Source organism: Kitasatospora sp. NPDC059462 (genome assembly GCF_042749955.1).
Taxonomy (GTDB): Bacteria; Actinomycetota; Actinomycetes; order Streptomycetales; family Streptomycetaceae; genus Kitasatospora.
This window is the reverse complement of the sequence record NZ_JBHYUU010000316.1, coordinates 1-5480: the sequence shown is the minus strand read 5'-3', so window position 1 is coordinate 5480 and position 5480 is coordinate 1. Positions and strand designations below refer to the sequence as shown.

Below are 5480 nucleotides of genomic sequence, written 5' to 3'. Positions count from 1 at the left end.
CGTCCGCCCGAGGGGCGGCGCGCCCCAGGCGGGGAGGCCCGCCCCTCGGGCGTTCCCCGGCCCCCGGCGGGCCGGGGGTCCGACGGCGAGCCCTAGGTCTGCGGACCCGGGCCCCCGGTAGGGCCCGGGACGGACGCACGGCCCCCGCGCACAGCGGTAGGTTGGCGTCATGCCCACCGTGCCAAGCGACCACCGGCACGCCGGACCGCCGCCCGCCGACCGGATCCCGGTCGGCCCGCCGCCCGACGGCACCCTGCCCGCCTGCGAACCCTGCCTCGCCGGCATCGAGGCCGTCAGCCAGGCCCTGCTCGCGATGAGCCGCCACCTGGAGGTGCGCGAGGTCCTGCGCCGGATCACCGCCTCCGCCCGCCGCCTGCTCGGCGCCGAGTACGCCGCCCTCGGCGTCCCCGACGACCACGGCGGCTTCGCCCAGTTCGTCGTCGACGGCGTCACCGACGAGCAGTGGAGGGCGATCGGCCCGCTGCCCCGCCAGCACGGCGTGCTCGCCGCGATGTTCGACGAGGGCGGCCCCGTCCGGCTCGGCGACGTCCGCAACGCCCCCTCCTTCGGCGGCTGGCCCGACGCCCACCCCGACCTGGGCGCCTTCCTCGGCATGCCGATCGTCGACCCCGACCACGCCGAGGACGAACCCGCCGTGCTCGGCGTCATCTACCTCGCCAACAAACCGGGCGGCGGCTTCACCGACCACGACGAGGAACTCCTGCGGATACTCGCCGCCCACGCGGCCCTCGCCCTGTCCAACGCCCGCCTCTACGAGCGCAGCCGCGAACTCACCCTGGCCGGCGAACGCGCCCGGATCGCCCACGACCTGCACGACGCCGTCTCGCAGAAGCTCTTCTCGCTGCGCCTGACCGCCAAGGCCGCCGCCAAGCTCGTCGACCGCGACCCGGCCCGCGCCCGCGAAGAACTCGCCGAGGTCGCCCGGCTCGCCGCCGAGGCCGCCGACGAACTGCGCGCCGTCGTCGTCGAACTGCGCCCCGCCGCGCTGGAGGAGGACGGCCTGAGCGCCACCCTCGCCTCCCAGGTGCAGGTCCTCGACCGCGCCCACACCGCCGACATCGCCTTCGCCGCCGACCGGGTCCGCGCCCTGCCGCAGGCCCAGGAGGCCGCCCTGCTGCGGGTCGCCCAGGAGGCCCTGCACAACGCGCTGCGCCACTCCGGCGCCGCCCGCGTCACCGTCACCCTGGCCGGCACGCCCGCCCGCGGCGCCGTGCTGCGGATCAGCGACAACGGCCGGGGCTTCGACCCGGAGTCGGTCCGCCGGGCGGGCCGCCACCTCGGACTGGTCTCGATGCGCGACCGCGCCGCCGCCGTCGGCGGCCGGCTCACCCTGGAATCCGCCCCCGGAAAGGGCACGGTCGTCGAGATGGAGGTCCCCGGTGCCTGACACCGCGCCCGCGATCCGCGTCCTGCTGGTCGACGACCACCAGGTGGTCCGCCGCGGCCTGCGCACCTTCCTGGAGGTGCAGGACGACATCGAGGTGGTCGGCGAGGCCGCCGACGGCGCCGAGGGCGTCGACCGGGCCCGCGCCCTCGACCCCGACGTCGTGCTGATGGACCTCAAGATGCCCGGCGTCGACGGCATCGAGGCGCTGCGCACCCTCAAGGAGGAGGGCAGCCGGGCCCGGATCCTGATCGTCACCAGCTTCACCGAGCACCGCACCATGGTCCCCGCCCTGCGGGCCGGCGCCGCCGGGTACGTCTACAAGGACGTCGACCCGGAGGCGCTGGCCGGCGCGATCCGCTCGGTCCACGCCGGCCACGTCCTGCTCCAGCCGGAACTCGCCGAGGCCCTGCTCGCCGACGACGGCCCGCGCCCCCCGCAAGGCCGCGGCGGCACCCTCACCGAGCGCGAGCGCGAGGTGCTCGGCCACATCTCCGACGGCCGCTCCAACCGGGAGATCGCCCGCAGCCTCCACCTGTCCGAGAAGACGGTGAAGACCCACGTCTCCAACATCCTGATGAAGCTGGACCTCGCCGACCGCACCCAGGCCGCGCTCTGGGCCGTCCGCAACGGCGAGACCCGCTAACCCCGCTCCCGCTCGTCCACCAGCGCGTTGTACGCCGCCACCTGGGCCCGGCGGGCCGTGCGCCACAGCGGCGCCAGCGCCGCCTGCCGGGCCGCGATCTCCGAGGCGCTCACCGCCGCGCCGTGACCGCCCGAGGCGATCGACAGCAGCGCCGCCACCTGCTGCGCCGACTCCAGCACCCGCACCGCGCGCGGGGGGTACCCGGGCGCGAGCAGCTCGTCGTGCCCCCGCCGCCGGTACGCCTCCAGCGCCCGCAGCGCCTCCGGCCCGGCGCCCGCCACGTCCAGCTGCGTCAGCAGCACGGTCGCCCGGCGCAGCCCGTCCGCGAGCTCGAACTCCGCCTCGTGCAGCGACGGCACGTCCGCCGGCGGCGCGTCGTTCACCTCGGAACACCGCCACAGCACGATCGCCGAGCGGTCCCCGGCCGGGCCGAACACCTCCACCTCGGGCACCAGCCCCAGCGGCACGCCGACCGCCAGCACCGCCTCCCCGGCCGCCATCGCCCGCTCGTTGAACGGCGCCGGCCCGGTCAGGCCGAGCGGGTGCCCGGCCGACGGCAGCGCCAGCCGCAGCCCCTTCACGCCCAGCACCCGCAGCCGGCCCAGCGCCCAGGTGAGCCCGTGCCGCTCGTCCGGGCCGTCGCCGGGAAGGCCGGTCACCCGATGGCTCTCGTCGGCCCCCAGCACCGCCGCGGCGGCGTTGTCGGGCGGCACCAGACCGGCCAGCAGGGCGTTGCCCCAGGCGGCCAGCCGCCCCGAACGGGGCTCTTCGTACGGATTGTCGGCAGGAGTGGCGAGCATCCGGCCAGCCTACGGAATCGGCGGCCATCCGCGTGGCGTAGGTTTGCCCATGCGTGTGCGGCGCACCCACTCCGTGCCCACCGGCCGCCGGAGTGGCCGCCCGCCCGCACCGACGGCCGAGATATCTGTTTTTGGGGAAGGCGTAGGCATGAGCGACGTGCTGGAGCTGGTGGACGTTTCCGTGGTCCGGGAGGGGCGCGCGCTGGTCGACCAGGTCTCGTGGTCCATCTCCGAGGGAGAGCGCTGGGTCATCCTCGGCCCGAACGGCGCCGGCAAGACCACGCTGCTGCAGATCGCGTCCTCGTACCTCTTCCCGACCGCCGGCAAGGTCACCGTCCTCGGCGAGAAGCTCGGCGAGGTCGACGTCTTCGAGCTGCGCTCGCGGATCGGCCTGGCCGGCGCCGCGATGTTCGACAAGCTGCCCGCCGAGCAGACCGTCCTGCAGACGGTGCTCACCGCCGCGTACGGCATGACCGTCACCTGGCAGGAGACCTACGAGCAGTCCGACGAGTCCCGCGCGCTCGCCCTGCTCGACCGCCTCGGCATGGCCGGCCTGACCGACCGCCGCTTCGGCACCCTCTCCGAGGGCGAGCGCAAGCGCACCCTGATCGCCCGCGCCCTGATGACCGACCCCGAGCTGCTGCTGCTCGACGAGCCCGCCGCCGGCCTCGACCTCGGCGGCCGCGAGGACCTCGTCCGCCGCCTCGGCGCGCTGGCCCAGGACGAGTTCGCGCCGGCCATGGCCATGGTCACCCACCACGTCGAGGAGATCGCGCCCGGCTTCACCCACGTCCTGATGATCCGTCAGGGCAAGGTACTGGTCGCCGGCCCGATCGACACCGAGCTGACGGCCCGCAACCTCTCCAAGTGCTTCGGCCTGCCGCTCACCCTGGAGCGCCACGGCGACCGCTGGTCCGCCCAGGGCCTGCCGCTCGGCTGACACCGCGTGGGCCCGGCACGGGGTCCGGCGGGGCTCCGCCGGACCCGCCGAACCCCCGCTGAACCCACCCGAACCGGAACCGGTCGCACGTGCGACCGGTTTCCGCCCCTCCACCTGCGGGAACTGACCGCCTCGAAGGCCCTTCCCTCCCTAGGATGGACACGTGGACAGCTGGATCTGGTGGCTCCTGGCCGCCGTCGGCCTCGGCATACCGTTGGTGATCACGGCCATGCCGGAACTCGCCATGTTCGCCGTCGGCGCGCTCGTCGCGGCCGGCGTCGCGGCGCTCGGCGCCGACCCGGTCTGGCAGGTCCTGACCTTCGTCGCGGCCTCGGTCGCGCAACTGGTCGTCGTCCGCCCCATCGCCTACCGGGCACTGCGGAAGGGCCCGCAGATCAAGATGGGCATCGAGGCGCTCAAGGGCGCCACCGCGGTCGTCGCGGAAAGGGTCGACGCGGAGGGCGGCCGGATCAAGCTCAACGGCGAGATCTGGTCGGCCCGCGCGCTCCACCCCGAGCAGGTGTACCAGCCGGGGGAGCAGGTCGACGTCGTCGAAATCCAGGGCGCGACCGCCCTGGTCGTCTAGGGGAGAGTCCGTGGAACCCGTCCTTATCGTCCTGGTCGTCCTGGTCGTGGTGGCCTTCATCGCGCTGATCAAGACGATTCAGGTCATCCCACAGGCCAGCGCCGCGATCGTGGAGCGCTTCGGCCGCTACACCCGGACGCTCAACGCCGGCCTGAACATCGTCGTCCCGTTCATCGACCGCGTCCGCAACCGGATCGACCTGCGCGAGCAGGTCGTGCCGTTCCCGCCGCAGCCCGTGATCACCCAGGACAACCTGGTCGTCAACATCGACACGGTGATCTACTACCAGGTCACCGACGCCCGGGCCGCCACCTACGAGGTCGCCAGCTACATCCAGGCGATCGAGCAGCTCACCGTCACCACGCTGCGCAACATCATCGGCTCGATGGACCTCGAATCCACCCTCACCTCCCGCGAGGTCATCAACGCGGGCCTGCGCGGGGTGCTCGACGAGGCCACCGGCAAGTGGGGCATCCGGGTCAACCGCGTCGAGCTGAAGGCCATCGAGCCGCCGACCTCCATCCAGGACTCGATGGAGAAGCAGATGCGCGCCGAGCGGGACAAGCGCGCCGCGATCCTCACCGCCGAGGGCAACCGGCAGTCGCAGATCCTGCGCGCCGAGGGCGAGAAGCAGGCCGAGGTCCTCAAGGCCGAGGGCGAGGCGCAGGCCGCGGTGCTGCGCGCCGACGGTGAGGCCGCCGCCATCCGGACCGTCTTCGAGGCGATCCACCAGGGCGACGCCGACCAGAAGCTGCTCGCCTACCAGTACCTCCAGACCCTGCCCGAGCTGGCCAAGGGTGACGCCAACAAGCTCTGGATCATCCCCAGCGAGGTCGGCGACGCCCTCAAGGGCCTCGGCGGCGCGTTCACCGGCCTGACCGGCAACGGCGGCGGCGCCAACGGCAGCGCGATGGCCGCCCCCAGCGCCCCGGCCGCCCCGCCGGCCGCCACCCAGGTCCCGATCGACCCGTCCGCCGGCCCGCGCCCGCTGGACACCGACACCAAGGGGTCCGCGCGGCCCCGGATCGACCCGCTCCGCGAGTACCGCAAGCCCGACGCGGAGTGACCGGCCCGTCCGACGCCCGCGGGCCCGCCCCCATACC

6 protein-coding genes are annotated in these 5480 nt (G+C 74.3%); 5 read left to right on the top strand and 1 reads right to left on the bottom strand.

Annotation, left to right across the window (positions count from 1 at the left end; all coding sequences use genetic code 11):
• Positions 1–313 precede the first annotated feature (313 nt).
• Together ACFXAM_RS37610 and ACFXAM_RS37605 are read left to right on the top strand one after the other, a co-directional pair.
• Positions 314–1408 (top strand): GAF domain-containing sensor histidine kinase, encoded by a 1095-nt coding sequence (locus ACFXAM_RS37610; RefSeq protein WP_380298318.1) that lies wholly within the window; start codon positions 314–316, stop codon positions 1406–1408.
• On the top strand, positions 1401–2051 hold the full coding sequence (locus tag ACFXAM_RS37605) for a response regulator (protein WP_380298314.1): 651 nt from the start codon (positions 1401–1403) through the stop codon (positions 2049–2051). The genes ACFXAM_RS37610 and ACFXAM_RS37605 overlap by 8 nt, the downstream gene beginning before the upstream one ends.
• Here ACFXAM_RS37605 and ACFXAM_RS37600 read toward each other — a convergent pair.
• A complete protein-coding gene (locus ACFXAM_RS37600; protein WP_380298312.1) occupies positions 2048–2851 on the bottom strand; it encodes a hypothetical protein in 804 nt (267 codons plus the stop codon). The genes ACFXAM_RS37605 and ACFXAM_RS37600 overlap by 4 nt on opposite strands.
• A 148-nt stretch (positions 2852–2999) precedes the next feature.
• Between ACFXAM_RS37600 and ACFXAM_RS37595 the strand changes: the two genes are divergently transcribed.
• The 3 genes from ACFXAM_RS37595 (at position 3000) to ACFXAM_RS37585 (ending at position 5443) form a co-directional block, all read left to right on the top strand.
• Positions 3000–3791, top strand: a complete 792-nt coding sequence (locus ACFXAM_RS37595; RefSeq protein WP_380298310.1) for an ABC transporter ATP-binding protein — start codon at positions 3000–3002, stop codon at positions 3789–3791.
• Positions 3792–3966: 175 nt separating this feature from the next.
• Complete coding sequence (locus tag ACFXAM_RS37590; protein ID WP_380298316.1) at positions 3967–4377, top strand: NfeD family protein; 411 nt, start codon at positions 3967–3969, stop codon at positions 4375–4377.
• A gap of 10 nt (positions 4378–4387) precedes the next feature.
• On the top strand, positions 4388–5443 hold the full coding sequence (locus ACFXAM_RS37585; protein ID WP_380298308.1) for an SPFH domain-containing protein: 1056 nt from the start codon (positions 4388–4390) through the stop codon (positions 5441–5443).
• Positions 5444–5480: the final 37 nt, after the last annotated feature.

Excerpts from the sequence above, each read along its gene's own strand:
- ACFXAM_RS37595 (WP_380298310.1), top strand. The coding sequence starts at position 3,000 with ATGAGCGACGTGCTGGAGCTGGTGGACGTTTCCGTGGTCCGGGAGGGG.
- ACFXAM_RS37610 (WP_380298318.1), top strand. The coding sequence starts at position 314 with ATGAGCCGCCACCTGGAGGTGCGCGAGGTCCTGCGCCGGATCACCGCC.
- ACFXAM_RS37600 (WP_380298312.1), bottom strand. The coding sequence starts at position 2,851 with ATGCTCGCCACTCCTGCCGACAATCCGTACGAAGAGCCCCGTTCGGGG.